This window comes from Actinoplanes sp. CA-030573, from assembly GCF_050951115.1.
Classification (GTDB): Bacteria; Actinomycetota; Actinomycetes; order Mycobacteriales; family Micromonosporaceae; genus Actinoplanes.
In genome coordinates this window covers 4048428-4066875 of the sequence record NZ_CP192038.1, presented here as the reverse complement: position 1 = coordinate 4066875, position 18448 = coordinate 4048428, and the positions used below count along the sequence as shown (strand labels likewise).

11 protein-coding genes are annotated in these 18448 nt (G+C 74.5%); 4 read left to right on the top strand and 7 right to left on the bottom strand.

What is annotated here, in order from left to right; all coding sequences use genetic code 11:
• Positions 1 to 44: 44 nt before the first annotated feature.
• Together ACQP2F_RS18835 and ACQP2F_RS18830 are read right to left on the bottom strand one after the other, a co-directional pair.
• Complete coding sequence (locus ACQP2F_RS18835) at positions 45 to 1538, bottom strand: aromatic amino acid lyase (RefSeq protein ID WP_433305717.1); 1494 nt, start codon at positions 1536 to 1538, stop codon at positions 45 to 47.
• Positions 1535 to 2557, bottom strand: a complete 1023-nt coding sequence (locus ACQP2F_RS18830) for an ornithine cyclodeaminase family protein (protein ID WP_433305715.1) — start codon at positions 2555 to 2557, stop codon at positions 1535 to 1537. Before ACQP2F_RS18830 ends, ACQP2F_RS18835 begins: the two co-directional genes overlap by 4 nt.
• A gap of 64 nt (positions 2558 to 2621) precedes the next feature.
• Here ACQP2F_RS18830 and ACQP2F_RS18825 point away from each other — a divergent pair, with 64 nt between their 5' ends.
• Together ACQP2F_RS18825 and ACQP2F_RS18820 are read left to right on the top strand one after the other, a co-directional pair.
• Complete coding sequence (locus ACQP2F_RS18825) at positions 2622 to 3452, top strand: MurR/RpiR family transcriptional regulator (RefSeq protein WP_433305713.1); 831 nt, start codon at positions 2622 to 2624, stop codon at positions 3450 to 3452.
• A gap of 88 nt (positions 3453 to 3540) precedes the next feature.
• Positions 3541 to 4071: a hypothetical protein gene (locus tag ACQP2F_RS18820; RefSeq protein ID WP_433305711.1), complete on the top strand. Its 531-nt coding sequence runs from the start codon at positions 3541 to 3543 to the stop codon at positions 4069 to 4071.
• Between the two features lie 7 nt (positions 4072 to 4078).
• On the opposite strand, the gene ACQP2F_RS18815 is transcribed toward ACQP2F_RS18820, so the two are convergent.
• Positions 4079 to 5686, bottom strand: coding sequence for a methyl-accepting chemotaxis protein (locus ACQP2F_RS18815; protein WP_433305709.1), 1608 nt, complete (start codon positions 5684 to 5686; stop codon positions 4079 to 4081).
• Between the two features lie 166 nt (positions 5687 to 5852).
• On the opposite strand from ACQP2F_RS18815, the gene ACQP2F_RS18810 reads away from it, so the two are divergent.
• Entirely contained in the window at positions 5853 to 6842 is a 990-nt protein-coding gene (locus tag ACQP2F_RS18810) for an ATP-binding cassette domain-containing protein (RefSeq protein ID WP_433305707.1), read from the top strand.
• Positions 6839 to 7666: an ABC transporter permease gene (locus ACQP2F_RS18805; protein ID WP_433305705.1), complete on the top strand. Its 828-nt coding sequence runs from the start codon at positions 6839 to 6841 to the stop codon at positions 7664 to 7666. The genes ACQP2F_RS18810 and ACQP2F_RS18805 overlap by 4 nt, the downstream gene beginning before the upstream one ends.
• On the opposite strand, the gene ACQP2F_RS18800 is transcribed toward ACQP2F_RS18805, so the two are convergent.
• From ACQP2F_RS18800 to ACQP2F_RS18785, 4 genes are all read right to left on the bottom strand, one after another.
• Positions 7663 to 11253, bottom strand: coding sequence for an AfsR/SARP family transcriptional regulator (locus ACQP2F_RS18800; protein ID WP_433305703.1), 3591 nt, complete (start codon positions 11251 to 11253; stop codon positions 7663 to 7665). The two genes, ACQP2F_RS18805 and ACQP2F_RS18800, sit on opposite strands and share 4 nt — an antisense overlap.
• Before the next feature lie 158 nt (positions 11254 to 11411).
• Positions 11412 to 12764 carry a DUF1996 domain-containing protein gene (locus ACQP2F_RS18795; RefSeq protein WP_433305701.1) on the bottom strand — a complete coding sequence of 451 codons (1353 nt, stop codon included), beginning with the start codon at positions 12762 to 12764 and terminating at the stop codon, positions 11412 to 11414.
• Positions 12765 to 12898: 134 nt separating this feature from the next.
• Entirely contained in the window at positions 12899 to 16339 is a 3441-nt protein-coding gene (locus tag ACQP2F_RS18790; protein ID WP_433305699.1) for a hypothetical protein, read from the bottom strand.
• Positions 16340 to 16437: 98 nt separating this feature from the next.
• Positions 16438 to 18420, bottom strand: a complete 1983-nt coding sequence (locus tag ACQP2F_RS18785) for a purple acid phosphatase family protein (RefSeq protein ID WP_433305697.1) — start codon at positions 18418 to 18420, stop codon at positions 16438 to 16440.
• Positions 18421 to 18448 lie beyond the last annotated feature (28 nt).

Below are 18448 nucleotides of genomic sequence, written 5' to 3'. Positions count from 1 at the left end.
CAGCCGGCGAACGAGCGGGTCCCGGCCGGCCGCGGACGAACCGCTCAGCCGCCGGTGACGTGCGGGGCTCCGGGCCAGCCGCGCCCGAGCAGGGCGGCGATCCGGTCGAGGTCGCGCCCGAAGGGGCGGTCGCCGGTGCCGGGCGGAAGCACCGCGGCGACCTCGCGCATCGCCGCGGCCGAAGCGCCCGCCGTGCCGTCCGGAGCGTCGTCCCGCAGCAGCCGCGCCTGGTGCACGGCCAGCAACTCGCAGGCGAGCACGTCGCGCAGGCCGCCCATCGCCTCCCCCAGGCACTCGGCCGCCTCGAAGCCGAAGCTCTGGGCGTCCTCCTGGCCCAGCGACGTCTCCATCGCGCCGGCCAGGGCCGGAGTGGCGAAGCGCCGCAGCCGGTGCACGGTGCCGACCGCCCGCTTGTGCACGGTCACCATGCCCGCGTGCAGGCCGGGGGCGTCGGAGAGCTGCCGCGGCAGGCCGGTGACGGCCGTGTCGAGCAGGCGGTGCAGGCGGGCCGCGCCCAGTTCGGCCAGGTGGATCAGCGCCGTGGTCAGGGCCGCGAGCGCGGCGCTCAGGTCGGTGCCGGCGAAGCCGAAGGTGCCTGCGAACCGGCCGTCGAAGTGGGCCGGCGAGTCGGTCACCGCGTCCAGCGCCCGGTCGGCGGCGGCGTCGAGCCCGGAGACCGCCCGCATCGCGACGGCGACGGCGGGCGCGGTCACCCGGAACGACACCGGCGCCTGCAACGCCGCCGGATCGCCCCCGGGATGGCCCGCGCGCAGCGCCGCCAGGGCCGCCGCCAGCTCCGGGCTGTCGGCCAGGGCCGGGTGCAGCGGGTCGCGGCTGGCCCGGATGACGGCGTGCGAGGCGGCCGCCGCGGTCAGTGTCTGGTCGAGCAGGAGGCGCGCGTCGCGGGCGCCGAGCACGGCCAGGCCGGTCAGGCCGGGGACGCCCTCGAGGAACGCGACACCCTCCTTCGCCTCGAACCGGCGCGGCTCGAGCCCGGCCGCCGCCAGGGCCGGCGCGGCGTCGGCCGGCTGCCCCGCCCGGTCCAGGACCTGACCGGATCCGATCAGAACGGCGCCGGCGTGGGCGAGCGGGATGATCTCGCCGGCCGCGCCGCCGCGCAGCGGGACGGCGGGCACGACGTCGGCGTTGAGCAGGGCGGCCAGGTGGAGGCACAGCTGCGGGGAGACGCCGGCGGCCGGGTGCAGCAGCGTGCGCAGCCGGGCCGCGAGCAGCGCGCGGGACTCGTCGCGGCGCAGCCACGGCGCCGAGCCGACGGCACGGCCGATCATCAGGGTGTTCTGCTGGCGGGTGCGGGCCTCCCCCGTCAGCCGTACGCCGGACATCGCCCCCATCCCGGTGTTCACACCGTAGACCGGCTCGTCCCGGTCGAGGTCCGCCAGCGTCGAGCGCCGGCTCGCGGCCAGCCGGTCGAGCAGCTCGGGGGCGAGCACGAGCCGGCTCGCACCCCGGGCCAGCTCCTCGATCGCCGCCCGGCCCAGGTCCTCCGGGCGCCGGATCGTGCGGGCCGGGCCGCTCATCGGTATCGCAGCATGGTGCCGGCGTCGGCGGCCTCGGCCCGGGTCAGGATCAGGTGCGCGAGGGCCACGTCGAGGATGGACAGTCCCCGGTGCCAGAAGAGGATCCGCTCGTCGTCGCGCTCCCGGCCGGGCTTGCGGCCGCTGACGATGTCGCCGATCTCGGCGTACAGGGTCTGCTCGCTGAGCCGGCCGGTGTCCACGTGCGCGCGCAGGGCGCCGAACCGGCCGGAGCGGGACTCGCGCCAGTCGTCGACGACCACCTTGTCCATCACGTCCAGAAGGTCGAGCTCCACGGCGCTGATCGTCCCGTACGGCACGACGAAGGCGCCCGGCTTGACCGCGGCCGTACGCAGAAGTGGTGTTGGTTCTTCCAGGCGGGAGGCCTCGACCAGGATGTCCGCCTGGTCGTAGGCCTCGTCGGCGGTGGCGACCGCGCGCACCGGAGTCGCGGTGACCTCCCGCAGCCGCGCCGCGAAGGCCTCCCGCGACTCGGGCCGGCGGCTGGTCACCCGGATCTCCTCGAGCTCGAAGAGGCGATCGAGCATGGTGACGTTCGCGAAGGCGGTGCCCCGCGCGCCGACGTGCCCGAGGACGCGGGAGCCGGAGCGGGCCAGATATTTTGCGCCGACCGCCGTCATCGCGCCGGTGCGCACCTCGGTGATGAGGGTGGCGTCCATGATCGCCAGGGGCGTGCCGGTGTACGGGTCGTAGAGCGTCATGAGGGCCAGCTCGCTGGGCAGGCCGCGCCGGTAGTTGGGCACGAAGTCGCCGACCACCTTGACGCCGCTCAGCCCGTGCTCGCCGAGCGTCGAGACGTGCCCGCGCAGCACGTTGAAGTGGCCGGCGCCGCCGTTGTCGGGCACCAGGTGGGTTCGCGGCTCGAAGACCGTACGGCCCCGGCCGTGCGCGTCCACCACCGACTCCACGGCCGCGATCACCTCGGCGTCGGTGATGCCGAGCCCGTCGACGTCGGGGCCGGAGAGGAACCGGAGCCAGAGCGACGGGCCGCCGTGAATCATGAAATGCACCCTATAGCCTTGGCGTTTCAAGTTATTCACGGCGTGCGGAAGGGGAGCCCTCCACATGGCGCAGCTCGACAGCGCGGGCGCCGACTGGCTGCTCGCCCGGGCCCGGCAGCACCGGCTCTCCCCCACCCAACGCCAGGTCGTGCAGCGCATGCTGGGCATGTTCCCGGGCGTCGCGTTCATGTCGACGGTCGAGATCGCCGAGCAGACCGGGGTCAGCCAGCCCACGGTCACCCGGCTCGCGACCGCGCTCGGCTTCGCCGGCTTCCCGGAGTTCCGGTCCGCGCTGCGCGACGCGGTGCTGACCGAGGTGCCCGGCCTGGCCGCGGCGCCGAAGGCGGAGGCCGTCGACCAGGAGCTGGCCAACCTGGAGAGCCTCAAGCGCGAGCTCGGCGACGACCGGATGCGGGAGGCCGTCCGGTTGCTGGCCGGCACCGCCCCGCTCGGCGTGCTCGGGCTGCGCGCGTCGGCCGCCCTGGCCGGGTACTTCGGCTACTTCGCGCGGCGGGTCCTCCCGGCGGTGACCGTCTGCACCGACGCCGGCACCGTCGACGACAGCATCCTCGAGCTGCACGAGCAGGGCGCCGGCGCGCTGCTCGCCTTCGCCATGCCCCGCTACCCGGCCGGCACGGTCGCCGCCCTCCGCCTGGCCCGGCGCCTGGGCATGGCCACGGTCGTGGTCACCGACACCGCCCTGGCGCCGTTCGCCGCGGACGCCGACGTGCTGCTGGCCGCCCCGGTCGGCACCGGCCTGGTCTTCGACTCGCACGCGGCCGCCGTGGTGCTCGCGATCAGCCTGCTCGACGCCGTCGCCGCCACCGACCCCGGGCGCACCCAGCGGCGGCTGGAGGCCCACGAGAGCCTCGTCGACGGCTGGGTCTTCGGCTGACTCCACGGTGGACGGTGCGGCCGCGGTGGACGGCGCGGCCGCGGTGGACGGCGCGGCCGCGGTGGCCGCGGCATGAAAGCATGCTCGTATGGCATGGGAGGCATTGCCGGCCGCGGCGATAGGCGCGGTCATCGCCCTGACCGGCACGCTGATGGGCGACGTGCGGCGCGACCGCCAGCAGCGCGGCCGCGAACGATACAGCGACCGGCGGAAGTATTGCGTGGAGTTCACCGTCGCGCTGACCCGCGCGCTCGGCGGCCTGCGCACCGTCACCACCCGCGGCCTCGCCGGCGAGGAGCTCCGGGCGGCCGCCGCCGAGGCGATGGAACCGACGTACGTGGCCCGCGAGCAGCTCCTGCTGTCGGGCACGGGCGAGATCGTCGTGGCCGGCGAGGAGGTGTTCCACCGTTTGGTGGACGTACGCGACGCGGTCCGCTCCGGGGCGTCACTCGATTCGGTGGCCTACCACGACGCGTACCACGCCTTCTCCGACGCGCTCTGGAAGTTCCGTCTTGCGGTCCGCGCCGATCTCGAGGAACCCACGCTCAGCCCGGCCGACCTCGAGCGCCCGGACTGGTCGGACCGCGACCGATGCACCGTCTGCGCGGCCCGCGCCTGACCCGGGGTCAGTAGCGGAAGGTCCCCACCAGGGCGTTCAGCTCGGTCGCCATCTCGCTGAGGCCTCGGGCCGACTCGCGGGTGGCGGCCGCGTCGCGGGTGGTCGCGCCGGCGACGCCGGCCACGCCGGCCACGTTGTCGGCGATCTGGCGGGAGCCGAGCGCGACCTCGGCCACGCTGCGGTTGATCTCGGCGGTGGTCGCCGACTGCTGCTCGACGGCGGCGGCGATGGTGTCCAGCAGGCCGGCGATGTGGCGTACGACCTCGCTGATCCGGCCGATCGCGCCGGTCGCCTCGCCGGTGGTGCGCTGGATCGCGCCGATCCGGTCGATGATGTCCTCGGACGCCCGCGCGGTCTCCTGGGCCAGGTCCTTCACCTCGGCCGCGACCACCGCGAAGCCCTTGCCCGCCTCGCCGGCCCGGGCCGACTCGATGGTGGCGTTGAGCGCGAGCAGGTTGGTCTGGTCGGCGATCGCGGTGATGGTCTTCACGATCTGGCCGATCTCCTCGCTCGCCCCGGCCAGCTCGCCGAACGACGCCGACGTCTGCTCGGCGGTGTCGACGGCCCCGGCGGCGACGCCGGCCGCCGAGGCGGCGCTGCGGGAGATCTCCTCGATCGCGGCGACCATCTCGCGCGCGGCCGCCGCCATCGTGCTCACGTTGGCCGAGACCTCGTCGGCGGCGCCGGCCACCAGGCCGGCCTGCCCGCTGGTGCCGCCGGCCTGCTCGTCCAGTCGCTCGGCGACCTCGGTGAGGTCGTGCGAGGAGCCGGCCAGTGCCGCCGCCCGGCCGCCCACGCCGGCGAGCATGGCCGCCACCGCCTCGCCGGCCTCGTTGAACGCGGCCGTCATCGCGGCCAGCTCGTCGCGGCCGTCGGCCGGCAGCCGGACGGTGACGTCCCGGCCGGCCAGGGCCCGCAGGCCGTCGACCACGGCCGTGGCCGGGCGGACCACGCTCGCGGTGATGAGCAGGCCGAGCAGCACGGTCAGCACGATCGCCAGCGCGCAGCCGACCAGCAGCACGGTGCGCAGCCGGGCGCCGGCGGCCTGCAGGCTGCGGTGCTCGGCGTTGGCCCGGGCGGTCACCGAGCCGACCAGCTTGCCGGTGCTGTCGACGATCGCCGTGTAGACGTCGTAGATCGGGCCGTTGACCAGGTCGGCCGCTCCGGTGACGTCACCCGCGCGCAGGAGGGCGACGACCTTGGGGTCCATCGCGGCGAAGTCGGTGTAGTTCTTCCGCACGACCTCGAACCAGCCGCGCTCCTGGGCGGTCAGCTGCGTGGTGTCGACCGCGGCCAGCTCCTTGCGCCACTCCTGCATCGCCACGAGGTAGCCCTTGCGGTTCGGCGACTGCGGGTCGACGGCGGCCGCCCCGCTGGTCAGCGAGGCGTCCCAGCCGTACGCGATCTGCCAGCCGCTGACGTCCGCGTTCCGGAAGTTGAGCTGCATGACCTGGCGTTCGAGCACCTCGAGCCGGCCGACCTGGTCCGCGATCCGGCTCTGCGACCGCGACTCCACCACGCCCACCGCGGCCATCACGCCGACCAGCACGCAGAACAACCCGAACGCGGTCAGCAGCCGCGCCCGCAGCCGCATTCGCCGTACCACAGTGATCATCATCATCCCCCGAAGTCGGACCTCCCTTCGGCCGAAACGTCGGACCGCTGAGGCACTGATACCGGGCTCACACCGGCGACAGGTCGGTGTCAGCGCCGTGTGCGCTCCGTGTCAGCGCGGCCGGGCAGGCTGCAGGCCGAGAGACGAGACGGAAGGACGGAAGATCATGAGCGATCTCGTGGTACGGGCGGAGGGCCTGCGCAAGCGGTTCGGCACGACCCAGGCCCTCGACGGCGTGGACCTGGCCATGCGCCGCGGCACGGTGCTCGGCGTGCTCGGGCCGAACGGGGCCGGCAAGACCACCGCGGTGCGGGTCCTCGCCACGCTGCTGCGGCCCGACTCCGGTCATGCGGAGGTGGCCGGCATCGACGTGCTGAAACAGCCGCAGCGGGTGCGCCGCCGGATCGGGCTGACCGGCCAGTACGCGTCGGTGGACGAGGACCTGACCGGCACCCAGAACCTGGTGCTGATCGGGCAGCTGCTCGACCTCACGACCAAGGACGCGAAGAAGCGGGCGGCCGAGCTGCTGGAGTGGTTCGACCTCGCCGAGGCCGCCGGCCGCCCGGCCAAGACCTACTCGGGCGGCATGCGGCGCCGGCTCGACCTGGCCGCGAGCCTGGTCGGCCACCCCGAGGTGATCTTCCTGGACGAGCCGACCACCGGCCTCGACCCGGCCAAGCGCGAGGACATGTGGGGCGTCGTGCGCACCCAGATCACCCAGGGCTCGAGCGTGCTGCTGACCACGCAGTACCTGGAGGAGGCGGACGCGCTCGCGGACGAGATCGTGGTGATCAACCACGGCCGGGTGATCGCCCACGACACGCCGGACGGCCTCAAGCGCCGGGTCGGCGGCCTGACCCTGAAGATGCGACCCGCCGACCCGGCCCGGGTGGCGGACGCGATCGCCGTGCTCGACCGGGTCGCGGCCCCCGGCACCACCGCCGCCGCCGACGCCGCCGCCGGCGCCCGTCCGGGCGCGGTGAGCGTGCCGGTCGCCGGCGACACCGCGCTCGACGAGGCGCTGCCGGCGCTGCGCCGGGCCGGCATCGAGTTCGTCGACCTCGGCCTCCATCTGCCCAGCCTCGACGAGGTGTTCCACGCGCTGACCGGCGACAACCCCGAAACCGCTGCGGCCAAGGAGGCTGAGCTCGTATGACCACTCTCGACGTGCCCGTTCGCAACATCGTCGGCGACATCGACAAGCCACGCGGCGGCTCGTTCGCGGCGCTGGCCCGGCACAGTGTCGCCCTGGCCCGGCGAAGTCTGATCAAGACGATCCGTACGCCGGAGGCCCTGATCGACGTGACCCTGCAGCCGGTGATCTTCCTGCTGCTGTTCACCTACCTGCTCGGCGGGGCGATCTCCGGCGGCGACCGGGCCGGCTACCTGCAGTTCCTGCTGCCGGGCATGCTGGCGCAGTCGCTGGCCATGGGCGGCATCGCGCTCGGCCAGAACCTCAACGCCGACATCGAGAAGGGCGTCTTCGACCGCTTCCGGTCGCTGCCGGTGGCCCGGTCCGCGCCGCTGGTCGGCGCGGTCGCCGCCGACATCGTGCGCTACCTGACCGTGTGCGTGGTGATGCTCGGCTTCGGCACGATCATGGGCTTCCGGGTCGAGACCGGCTTCGCGCCGGCCGTCGCCGCGGTCGCGCTGTCCATCGCGTTCGGCCTCTGCTTCTGCTGGATCTCGGTCTGGGTCGGCATGATCGTGCGGACCTCGGGCGCGGTGCAGGGCGTGATGTTCCTGCTGATCTTCCCGCTCTCGTTCGGCAGCAACGTCTTCGTGCAGACCGACACGCTGCCCGGCTGGCTGCAGGGCTTCGTGCAGGTCAACCCGATCACGCCGCTGGTCGACACGATCCGCGGGCTGCTGATCGGCGGCCCGGTGGCCGGTCACCTGTGGGCGACGCTGGCCTGGATGGCCGGACTGCTCGTCGTCTTCGTCCCGCTCGCGCTGCGGGCCTACGCCCGGCGGGCTTAGCCGTCCCAGGCCGATGGTTGCGGGTCCCCGGCCGGCAGCGCCTCGCGGCGCAGCCGAGCCGGGTCGACCTGGGTCAGGGCCGTCTTTCCGTCCTGCTTCCAACCCATCTCGTACGCCTCGGCGAAGCGCTCCTCACCCAGTGCCGCCCGGCTGCGCCCACTCAGGTCGAGCACCTGCACGTCGGTGCGGTCATGGGTGCCGCGCAGCCGGGCCGCCGCGCCGAGCAGCAGCGCGGTGTCGCGGTGCCGGCCGTAGAGGTCGGCGAGGCTCGCGGCGGTCACCGCCACCATCGCCAGGATCGGCATGTCGCGGCTCCCCACCGCCGCCGCGTACGCCCCGGCCAGCGCCGCCTCGGCCCCGGCACCGTCGCCGGTCTGCACGCAGAGGGCCGCCCGCACCGATCCGACCAGCGCCCGCCCGTGGTCGCCGGCGAAGGCCGGCACCTGACGCATGCCCTCCTCGGCCTCCTCGCACAGCTCGCGCGCCCGGTCGATCTCGCCCATCCGCGCCCACAGCCCGGCCTCGAGCGCGCCGAGCAGGATGACCATCTCGGGCGAGGCCGACCGCTCGGCCCGCTCCCGGGTGGCGTTGATCATCGCGATCGCCCCCTCCTGGTCGTGCCGCCGCACGTACAGGTCGATCCAGCGCATGTCGATGAAGATCTCGTCGCTGAGACTCAGCGAGCCGAAGTCGCGGGCCAGCCGCTTGGCCTCGCTCAGGTCGGCCAGCGCGCCGTCGAGGTCGCCGTCGTACTGCCGGATCAGCGCGCGCATCGGCAGCGCGGTGGCCAGCCCCCAGCGGTCGCCACAGCGGGCGAAGCGGTCGAGGGCGGCGGCGATGTCGACGCGTACCTGATCGGTGTTGCCCTCGTTCTCGGCGAACTGGGCCCGGAACATGTGCGCCAGCCCGGACAGCCACGGGTCGTCCCCGTCGGCCAGGCGCTGGATGATCTCCAGGGCCTTCCCGGTCTCCTCCAGGAAGGCCAGCGTCACCGCGGTGAGCGCGCCGGCCAGGCCGGGAAGGTCCGGATAGGCCAGCAGGCGCTCGGCGAGCGACCGCAACCGGACCTGGTTCTCCCGGGCGGTCATCTCGGCGCTGCTGATCGAGCGGGAGCTGATCTCGTTGAGCAGCATCACCGCCTCGGCCAGGTCCCGGGACAGCCCGTGCGTGGCGGACGGCACCGCGAGCGCCTCGCCCATCCAGTAGGCGGCGTCGGCGTGCCGGCCGAACATCTGCCAGTACCAGGTCAGGTCGAGCGCGAGCTCGGTCGCGGCGGCGGCGTCGCCGGTGTCGCAGAGGTGCCGCAGGGCGGCGAGCGCGTTGTCGTACTCGGCCCGCATCACCGCCAGCGCCGCGAGCTGGTCCCGGCCGCGCAGCTGCGGGTCGTGGCGCTCGACCAGCGCGGCCAGGTGGCCCGCGGCCAGGCTCCGGACCGTGCCGAGCAGACCCTGCTCGGTGAGCCGCTCGATGCCGTACTCGCGCAGCGTCTCCAGCATCCGGTAGCGGCCCGACTCCGGCGCGAGCTGCAGCAGCGACCGGTCGACCAGGCCCGCCAGCAGGTCGGGCACCAGCGCGGGCGGCACCTCGCCGGCGCAGACCGCGGCCGCCGAGGCCGGGGTGACGCCGCCGGGCAGCACCGAGACCCGCTCGGCCACCGCCCGCTCGTCGTCGCCGAGCAGGTCCCAGCTCCAGGCGATGACCGCGCGCAGCGTGCGGTGCCGGGGCTGTGCGGTACGGCGGCCGGTGGTCAGCAGCCGGAACCGGTCGGACAACCCGCCGGCGAGCTCGGCCAGCGACAGCGTGCGCAGCCGGGCGGCGGCCAGCTCGAGCGCCAGCGGCAGGCCGTCCAGGCCGCGCACCACCCGGACCACGTCGGTCAGGGTCTCCTCGTCGACGTCGAAGCCGGGGCGCACGGCGGCGGCCCGGGCCGTGAACAGGCGCACCGACGCGGTACGCCGCGCCTCCGCGACGCTCCCGGCCGGATCGGGCAGGGTCAGCGGGCCGAGCGGGACCAGCGCCTCGCCGTCGACCGCGAGCGGCTCCCGGCTGGTGGCCAGCACCCGCAACCCCGCGCAGCGCGGCAGCAGCGCGTCGATCAGGTGCGCGACGGCGTCGATCAGGTGCTCGCAGTTGTCCACCAGCAGCAGCGTCTCGCGGCCGTTGAGCTGCTCGGCCAGCACGTCCAGCTCGCCGCCGTCGAACATCTTGGACGGCTCGAACAGCGCCGCGCTGCGCAGCCCGATCGCGGCCAGCACGGCCGCCCCGGCCTTGGCCGGCTCGGTGACCGAGGCGAGGTCGACCATCCAGACGCCGTCGCGGTACTCGTGGCGGTGCCGGCGGCCCGCCTCGAGCGCGATACGGGTCTTGCCGGCGCCGCCCGGCCCGACGACCGTGACCAAGCGGCCGGAGGCGAGCAGCGTCTCGATCCGGGCGAGGTCGTCGTCGCGGCCGATGAAGCTGGTCACCGGCGCGGGAAGGTTGCTCGGCGGCGTTGCCGGCTCCGCGGCAGCGGGCGGGGCGGGGGCGGCTCCGGCGCCTGCGGCGGCTCCGGCGCCAGCGGCGGCACCGGCACCAGCAGCGGCACCGGCAGCGGCACCGCCACCAGCAGCGGCATCGGCGGCGGGAGCGGCCCCACCCGCGGGAGCGGCGCCGGCGGCCGGAGCGGCCCCGCCGGCGGGAGCGGCGCTGGCGGCGGGAGCCGCGCTGGGGGCAGGTGCGGCACCGGCGGCAGGGGCGACGCCGGCGGAAGCGGCGGCCCCAGCGGCGGAAGCGGCGCCGGGGGCAGAGGCGGGGGCGCGCAACAGGCGGAGGTGCCGTTCGCGCAGGGCGGCGCCGGGGTCGGCGCCGAGGCTGTCGGCGAGGGACTCGCGGACGCGCTCGTAGAGGGCAAGAGCCTCGGCCTCACGGCCCTGGGCGGCGAGCGCGTCCATCAGCAGGGCCGCGACCCGCTCGTCCACCGGGCGCTCGGCGAGCAGGGTGGCGAGCCGCTCGGCCGCCGGCGCGGGCCGGCCCAGCGCCAGCTCCGCCTCGGCCAGGTCGGTCCGGGCCTCGGCGGCGGCGCGGGCGAGCCGGACCGCCGCCGCGGGCGCCACCGCGGCGATGACGGCGGGCCCGCCGCCGGCCCGGTCGCCGGCCGGGTCGCCCGCCTGGTCGCCGAGCGCCTCACCCCAGAGCGTCACGGCGGCCGCGAGCAGGTCGGCCGCGCCGGCGGCGTCGCCCGCGCGCAGCCGGTCGCGGCCCCCGGCGGCCAGCCGCTCGAAGCGCAGGGCGTCGACGTCGTCGGCGGCGACATCGAGCCGGTAGCCGCCCTCGGCCTGGGTCACGGCGCCGGCCGCGCCGAGCATCCGGCGCAGGCGGGAGACCAGGGACTGCAACGCGTTCGCCGGGTCGCCGGGGCCTTCCTCCGGCCACAGGGCGTCGACCAGCGTCGCCGGCTCGACCGCGCGGCCGCCGGCCAGGGCGAGCCGCACGAGCAGCCCGCGCAGGCGCGCGCCGGGAATCGGCACGACGGCCCCGCCGCGCGACACCTCGAAGGTGCCCAGCAGCGTCACGCGCAGCCGCGACGCCGAGTCCCCGTGCCCGCCCACCCGCCGATCCTCTCGCGCGCGGGCCCGCGTACCCAAATCGCCGCCTGAGTGGATCTCTCAGCTTGTGGATAGCGCGCCGAAGTTGTCGGACCCGGGCGCTTGACTCACCCCACCCAGTGAACGGGGTGGGGTGAGTCGACGGTGAGAAAGCGCAGCGATCAGAAATTGCCCTCCGTGTTGCACTTGGCCCGCTGCACCAGGCAGTTCTTCACCCGCTGGCTCTGCGCCAGGTTGTCCCAGGCGAAGAACGCGTCGCCGTGCATCGACGACGCCATGCCGCTCGCCAGGCGGAAGCCGGCCGCCGAGCCGCTGGTCGGGTACGCGATCAGGAAGGACAGGTTCGGGATCGCGACCGGGTAGTCGCCCTTGCAGGTGCCGTCGTAGCTGTACGCCACGTGCGCCTTGTGGGTCGGGCTGTCCAGGTGCTTGCCGTCCCAGCAGTCCTGGAACACCAGGTGGAACATCAGCACCGCGGTCGAGGCGCAGATCGGCCAGTTGCCGTCGGCGCTGCGGCCGATCTCGCCGCCCGGCCCGGCGCAGTAGAACGCGTTGACCGAGCCGGCCGGGGTCGGCGTCTGGAGCTTGGCGTCGCCCGCGATCATCCGGAAGCCCTGGGGGAAGGGCTTGGTGGCGGCCGGGTCGGTGAGCCGCGAGCCGTAGTAGACCACCACGTCCTTGGGCTCGATGACCTGGTCACCCTGGTAGAGCGAGGGGATCCAGTACGCCGAGAGGTCCGGCGCCGGGCGGCAGCTGGTGCCCGCGTTGGCGAGCAGGGTGCTGGTGGTCGTGTTCGCGTCGGTGCGGTCGTTGCCGAGGAAGCTGTGCATGTGCGACGCGCCCGGCATGCCCGGGAACACGATCGGGTCGTCCGGACGCGAGTGGCTGTAGGCGCAGGTCGCGTTGAACTCGGGAACCCGCACCGTGCCGGCGGGCACGGCCTTCGGCGTGAGCGAGTTGAACTGGGCGAGCTGCGCGTTCCAGGCCGCCTGGTCGATCGGGATCCAGCCCGGCCCGCTGTCGGCCGGCGAGCCGTCGCCGAACGAGAACCAGTTGATGTTGACGAAGTCACCCGCGGCGGTGTTGCGCAGGACCGCGAAGACGGTCTGCGCGCCGGTCGGGTGCGAGGCCGTGGTGGCGGTCAGCGTGGTCCAGGACTGCCAGCCGCCGGTGGCCGCGATGGCGAACTGGGTGAGCAGGGGGCCGGTGGCCGAGCCGGTGTGCAGCTCGACCCGCCCGCCGCCGACCGCGGAGGCGACCCGGGCCTGGACGGTGAGCGTGCCGGCGGCGCCGAGGTTGACGCCGTCGTAGCGCATCCAGTCGCCCTCGGCCAGGTAGGCGGCGTTCTGCCCACCGCCGCTGTCGGCCGTGGCCTCGACCTGGACGCCGGACTGGGCCGCGTAGGACTCGGCCTCGACCTTCACGCTCGCTGCCTCGGCCGTGGTGGGGGCCACGACCAGAACGGTGGCGGCGGCCAGGACGGCCGCGGCCAGAATTTTCGGGGATCTGTGCATCTCGTTCCCTTCGGGGAGGGTTCGGGGTGCACGGAGTATCACGGCCGGGGAAGCGCTTCCTCAACATTCACGCACGCTGATCCGCGTCATCTGCGAAACATTGACGAAACTTCGGGAAGCGCTTCCCGGCCCGTTCAGCTCGACCGGCCGGTCTCGATCGTGTCGAGCGTCCAAGCGCGGCCGTCGGACCGGGCGCGGACTATCTCGTCCTTCCCCTCCTCGGCGGTGCCGGGCCGCGAGTGCCGCTCGATGAGCGCCGCGTCGAACGCGGCCTGCGTCCGGCTCCCGCCGCAGGCCGCCTGGACCAGGCGCACCGCACCGTAGACGGCCACCGATCCGCCGGCCGGCGGCGGACACGGATCATCGGCGAAAATCCGTCGGTAGCCGTCGAGGAACGCGGCCGGCACGCCGCGGCAGTGCCCGACCGGCGATGTGCCGGCGGACGTCGAGAAATAGAACGTCCAGCCGGCGAAGTGCCGGGCCGGTTCGCTCAGCACCCGCGCCGCGGCCGGCCGGCTGGGCAGCAGAATCGGCGGTGGCGTGGGGCACTCGCGTACCCCCCGCAGGAACTCCAGCAGGTGGCTGGGCGGCCCGGCGTAGACGCTCACCGTCGTTCCCGGTTGCCGGCAGGAGCTCTGGCCGGCGCCGAGCCAGTCGTCCGCGTACCGGGTCTGATACGCGCTGAACGCACCCGTCGGGTAGAAATCGTCGGACTGCCCGCTGACCGCCACCACCGCCGCCGACGGCCGCGAGTCGGTCAGCGCGGACAGCGCCGCGGTGTTACCGGTCTGCTCTACCGGCAGATCGATCGGGTCGACCGGCTCGCCGGCGCTCACATCACTGAGCCACACCTCGGACTGCCCGTCCAGAGTGGGCAGCGACAGGGTGACGACGGCGCTCACCGGGTACCGCGTGCGCCACCGCCGGACGAGCTTGTCGACGGCGCCCTCGCTCGCCGAGCCGGCGCCGCGGTCGACCAGCGTCACGCGTACCGGCGCCGGCCCGGTGGCCTGCGCCACCGCCACGCCGGACAGCTGACGCAGCAGCAGCCGGTACTCCGTGGCGTCCAGTCCGGACATCCGGCCGGCCACCAGCACGGTCGGTGCGGAGCCGCCCGCCCGGCGGTTGCCCGACCGCAGCCGCTCGAAGACCGGCTCGCCCGGGTCGGGCCGGCCGGGCGGCCGGGGTGGCGCGAGCGTGTCCCACTCGGCCTCGGTCAGCACACCGAGACACGACGATCCGCCGCCGCCGTAGGCCCGGATCCGCCGGTCGGCTCCGCCCATCGTGAGCCAGCCCCGGCAGGCGAGGTGGTTGCCCATCGCGTGCACCGCGCCCGCCGCCGCCACCAGCACGACGACCGTAACCAGGGCCAGCCGCCGCCGCGGGCGCCGCCGGCCGCGTACCGCCGCCGTGGGCCCCGGCCGGCCCGTCGCCGTGCCGGCCTGCTCCGCCAGCCGCTCCTGGAGGCGGATGTGCCGGAACTGGTAGTAACCGCCGGACTCGCGCAGCAGGTCCCGTCGGTGGGCCTCGGCGAGGAACGCCATCAGCCGCCACGGCGCCCGCTTGCGCAGGGCCAGGCCGAGGCGCACCACCACAAAGCGCGGCCAGGCCCGGCCGAGCAGGACCAGGACGGTGAAGGCGGCACCGCCGACGCCGGCGGCGACGAGCGCGCCGTGCCCGATGTCGGCGGTCGACGCGGGCGGGGACGGCACGCCGGACATGCCCGCCGCCGAGGCGAAGTACGCTCCCGCCGCGCCGGCGACGCGACTCGCCACCAGGAACGCCGGCATGGCCACCGCGGTCACCACCATCCCGGCCGCGGCCGCTCCGCTCAGCGAGGACAGCCGGTCGGCGCGCAGCTGGCCGGCGGGCGTGGCCTGCCGCGAGCGTTCCGGCGGCGCCCGGAACAGGGCGTGCGTCGCGGCGCCGATGCCCGCCACCACCGCGACCCCGACGCTCATCGTGACCAGCAGCGCCGCCATCTCGACGTCGTCGAACTCGGCCGGGCCGTCGAGCAGGGTGACCAGGCAGCTCGCGAGCGCCACCGGCACCGTGATGATGGCGACGAGCGCGAAGCCGGCCCGGAATCCCAGGATCAGCCGGTCGAGGGAGTTCCGGAGGGTGGGCGCGGCCCGGCTGGGAACGGCGCCGGCGCCCGCGAACCACAGCAGCGTGGTCAGGATCGCCATGGCCGCGCCGACCAGGGCCGCGCCCTCGAATGCCCCGGCGTCGACCCCCGGCGGGCCGTCCTGCTCACCGACGATCGACGGGACCGTCACGGCCATGAAGAACAGCCCGGCGACCAGGCCGACAGCCGGGGCCGTCCAGGGCGACAGCAGATGGTCGGCCAGGCGCCACCACGCGAGGTCGCGTTCCCGCTCCCGGTGCAGGTAGGCGGCCAGGAACGTGAGCCAGCGGCGCGCCGCGTCGACCGGCCAGGACGCCCGGCCGTCCGCGAAGGCGGCCCCGATCAGCCCGTCGACCAGGTGGTCCTCGATCGCGTGCCGGGTGCCGAACCGGGTCTCGTCCAGCAGTTCCTGCGGCCCGCTCGAGGAATGCTGGTAGACCGTGCGGGCCACGGAGATCATCAGCGGGGTGCTCAGCGCCAGGGCCGGCGGGCCGTCCGGGCGCTCCCGGACGGCGGCGAGCACCGGAGCCCAGTCGGCGTGCGCGGGCCAGTCGATGCCGGCGAGGTAGGCCGCCAGGTCGGCGGCGGCCACCGGGCGCACGGTCACCACGGGGGCCGCGAGCAGCGCCGGGACGCCGTGCCGCAGGACGTCGGCGTACTCGGCCGACCGGCAGGTGAGCACGATCGGGTGGCGGGCGCCGAGTGCGGTGTTGATACGGCGAACGGCACTGCGGCGGGCCACCTCGGGAATCTCGTCCAGGCCGTCCAGCACGGGGATGATCCGGTCGTCGTCGAGCAGGATCTCGGGCACTCGCCGGTCGCCGCCGTAGTAGGTGACGGCCAGGGTCGACGTGATCCACTCGGGCCACGACTGCCGCACCGGATCCCAGGAGGATGCCGACAACAGCACCGGCAGCGGGCCGCCGGCCTCCCGGGTCTCCAACAGACCCAGGGTGAGCAGGACGGCGACCACGGTCTTGCCGGCGCCCGGCTCGCCGAGGACCACCAGGCGGCCGCCGGGCACCGTGCCGTACGCCCTGGCCAGCTGCCGGGTCACCGTCTCGAACCGGGCGGCGTCCCCGCCGTCGACCCGGAACCGCGCCGGCGCCGCGTCACCGGCGCGGTGCTCCCAGACCAGCGGCAACACCTGCGGGCGGCGCAGGTTCCGCAGCCGCGCCTCGTCGAGCCACTGCCGTTTGATCGTGGCAGCCAGGTCGTCGGCGAGCCGGGCGGGGTCCGACTGCGGTGGCTCGATCGACCGGATCAGGTCGACCACCGCGAGCAGCAGCGCCGCCAGCCCGACGAACAGGCCGGCGACGCTGGCCCTGATGTCGTTGTCGCCGGCCCCGCCGGTGGTCATCCACGCCGCCAACGCCACGCCGACCAGCGCCACGCCGGCGATCGCCAGAAGGCCGGCGCGGCGCCGCACACCCGGTCTCGCTCGCACGGCGGTCACCGTACGATCCGCGGTCATCACCCGTAGGCCGTAACGGCCGGAGTTTCGCCTGGTGGTGGGCGTCCCGCCGGGCGCGGGGCGCCCATATCTCACTCGTGCGGGTGACCGCCGGGCCGGCGGATGCAGCTGCGCCCGGCGGTGCGCTCGAAGGTGATGCGATCGATCTCGCTATACGGCGTGCCCGAGCCCGGGAGCGCGTCGGCCAGCGTGCGGACGGTGAACGTGGTCCGCTCCCCTCGGCGGGCCGGCTTGACGTCGACGGCGATGAACGCGTAGTCGTCGTAGCGCACCTGCGACCAGTCCACGGTCTCCGGCACCTTCGTGCCCTGCGGGTAGCCGGACCCGTTGACCGCGGTGCCGTCCTTCGACCAGACGTAGCTGTTGACGATGTTCTCGGTGTTGTTCTCGGTCGTGTTCTCCCCGCCCGGGCCGTGGTAGCCGCGGTAGCGCTGGCCCTCGGGGAGCAGCTGCGGGCCGGTCGGGGTCACGCCGGCCGGCGCCGGGGCGGTGGCGCTCGGCGCGGGGCGGAACGGGTAGCGCGGGCGACCGCCGGAACCGACGCAGAGGTACGTGACTCCGTCGTCGGCGGGGTGGATGGTCGAGCCGTCGGGCGCGGGCCGCGTGCGGCGGCCGTACCGGATCGGGTCGGTCCGCTCGAGCAGGTGGTTGTGGCCCTGCACCACAAGGTCCACCTGGTACTTGCTGAACAGTGGGTCGAGCTTGTCGCGCAGGCCGCCGTCGGAGGCGTGGTTGTTGGTCGTCGAGTACGCGCAGTGGTGGAAGAACGCGACCACGAAGTCCACGCTCTCCGCCAGCGGGCCGTGCCGCCACTCCTTCAGCGTCTCCTCCAGCCACCGCAGCTGGGCGTCGCCGGAGTAGCCGGTGTTGGTCTGGATCTCGTACGAGAGGTCGTTGGCGTCGACCGAGATGACGCCGACGTTCGAGTACACGAAGCGGTACACCGACGGGCAGGTGCGCGGCCCGTTCGACGGCATGTCGAGGCGCTTGAGGTGGCCGCCGTAGCCGTGGTTCGGGCTGTCGCCGAGGAACTCGGTGTTGCCGTAGAGCGGTTCCATGTCGTGGTTGCCGGTCGCGAACATCCACGGCGTGAACGCCGCCTGCGGCTCGATCTGGTTCAGGAACACATCCCAGACGTACGGGTTGTAGCGGTTCTTGCCGGCCGGGGCGCTCGTGACGAGGCTGTCGTCGGCGGGCAGTCCCGAGCCGTCCGGGTCGGCGTAGCAGATGTCGCCGGCCAGCAGCGTGAAGACCGGGTTCTGGGTGGCCATCAGGTTGGTCTGGGTGACCGCCGGGGTCCGGTCGGCGCCGCTCGTGCCCGCGACCGGGTCGGCCGGGTTGTAGTAGTTGTCGTCGAAGACGCCGGCCGGCCACGCGACCGGGGCCGACTCCCACGCCCACTTGGGGTCGGTCGGCGCGGTGTTGGTGCCGACGTCGGCGAAGGCGGTGAAGGTGAACGGCTTCGGCGCCCGCAGGTCGTAGCCGTGGCCGAGCACGGTCGCGGGCGCGGTGGTGAAGTGCGCGTCGCCGCTGACCGTGCCGTCCGACAGCCGCACCCGGTAGTGGTAGAGGGTGCCCTCGCGCAGGCCGGTGATGGTGGCCTTGAGGTAGAACTGGCTGCTGACCGGGCCGCCCGGGATCGCGTACTGGCCGTACAGGTGCTGGATGTCGGCCTCGTGGCGCGCCCCGTAGTGGCCGGGCGCGGTGCCGACCTCGACGTAGGCGCGCAGGTTGCGCGGCAGCGTGCCGGTCCTGCTCACCAGCTGGGCGGTCACCGCCATCGCCCGGCGCAGCGTGCCGTCCGGGCCCGGGACGAAGGACAGGTGGCGGCCGGAGACCACCACGCCGGCCGAGCCCGCCGTGCCACCGCCCGCGGCGAAGGCGGCGTCGGCGAGGGCGAACTGGGCGACCGCGATGCCGCCGGCCCCGGCGGCGACGGCCTTGAGCATCGAGCGCCGGCTGACCGACTGCCGGGCCAGCGTCCGCGTGTTCCACTCCTGGTACTCGTCCACCGTGACGGGACGGTTGTTCAGACTGTTGGTCACGATGGTCATCTTCAACCGCGTACGGCGGCGGGCAGTC

Coding starts and splice junctions, on each gene's coding strand:
- ACQP2F_RS18835 (WP_433305717.1), bottom strand. CDS start 1,538: ATGAGCGGCCCGGCCCGCACGATCCGGCGCCCGGAGGACCTGGGCCGG.
- ACQP2F_RS18830 (WP_433305715.1), bottom strand. CDS start 2,557: ATGATTCACGGCGGCCCGTCGCTCTGGCTCCGGTTCCTCTCCGGCCCC.
- ACQP2F_RS18825 (WP_433305713.1), top strand. CDS start 2,622: ATGGCGCAGCTCGACAGCGCGGGCGCCGACTGGCTGCTCGCCCGGGCC.
- ACQP2F_RS18820 (WP_433305711.1), top strand. CDS start 3,541: ATGGCATGGGAGGCATTGCCGGCCGCGGCGATAGGCGCGGTCATCGCC.
- ACQP2F_RS18815 (WP_433305709.1), bottom strand. CDS start 5,686: ATGATCACTGTGGTACGGCGAATGCGGCTGCGGGCGCGGCTGCTGACC.
- ACQP2F_RS18810 (WP_433305707.1), top strand. CDS start 5,853: ATGAGCGATCTCGTGGTACGGGCGGAGGGCCTGCGCAAGCGGTTCGGC.
- ACQP2F_RS18805 (WP_433305705.1), top strand. CDS start 6,839: ATGACCACTCTCGACGTGCCCGTTCGCAACATCGTCGGCGACATCGAC.
- ACQP2F_RS18795 (WP_433305701.1), bottom strand. CDS start 12,764: ATGCACAGATCCCCGAAAATTCTGGCCGCGGCCGTCCTGGCCGCCGCC.
- ACQP2F_RS18785 (WP_433305697.1), bottom strand. CDS start 18,420: ATGACCATCGTGACCAACAGTCTGAACAACCGTCCCGTCACGGTGGAC.